General features: G+C 44.4%; 2 protein-coding genes. Both read right to left on the bottom strand.

Annotation, left to right across the window (positions count from 1 at the left end; translation table 11 throughout):
- A partial coding sequence (locus A3762_RS28890) for a DsrE family protein (RefSeq protein WP_197469336.1) occupies positions 1–167 on the bottom strand: 167 nt, incomplete at its 3' end.
- Between the two features lie 94 nt (positions 168–261).
- Positions 262–870: Bax inhibitor-1/YccA family protein (locus A3762_RS17135; RefSeq protein WP_068756785.1), on the bottom strand; the 609-nt coding region annotated here is incomplete at its 5' end.

The following is an 870-nucleotide window of genomic DNA, read 5'->3' as shown; positions in this document are numbered from 1 at the left end:
TCTTGAGGTGGTGTAGCTAATCGATTCGATAGTTGTATGCCGTCTTGATATAGAAAAACGCGATAGATTTCATGGCCTGCAGCTATTGCTGCCTTGCAATACTGAAGAGCGGAATAAGGTGCTTGGCTGCTATAGGGTGAGCCTGTAACAAGTATGACTAGTTTCATAGAAGCTATTGTAGCGATGTGGTCGTAGTTTGTTGAGACTGAAAATGAAAAAGCCCCGCGAAAGCGAGGCTTTTTGCTGATGATCTATTCGAACCTATTCATCTCCAGCAAAAGCTGTCAGCAATTGAAGCAAGCTCAGGAACAAGTTGTAGATTGAAACGTACAAGCTGATTGTCGCCAATATGTAGTTTCTTTCACCGCCGTGGATAATCGCACTTGTCTGGAAGAGGATCGCAGCAGAAGAGAAAATAACAAAGCCAGCTGAGATCATAAGCTGCAAGCCCGGCATACTCGTAAAAAAGCCAATTAGCATTGCGCCTAACAATACAAAGAAGCCGATTGTTAAAAAGCCAGCTAAGAAGCTGAAATCTTTACGCGTAATCAGTGCATACGCAGAAAGGCCAAAGAATGTGAAGGCTGTTAAGCCAAGTGCGTTAGCAACAATTGGCATTGCGCCGGCACCAGCGAACATTCCAATGATCGGGCCAAGCGTGTAACCCATGAAACCTGTTAATGCAAAGGTGCTTACCAAGCCCCAAGCGCTGTTGCTTAGCTTTGCAGTTAAAAAGAATAGGCCGTAGAAGCCAACAAGAGTAACGATAATGCCAGGGCGTGGTGCATCCATTGATAGGTATGCAACGAATGCTGAGAACGCAATAGTTAAACCCAAAAGCATGTAAGTATTCTTCAATACAGAAGACAC

The organism is Oleiphilus sp. HI0125 (assembly GCF_001635355.1).
The sequence above is the reverse complement of the archived record's forward strand: the minus strand, read 5'-3'. Positions and strand labels throughout refer to the sequence as shown.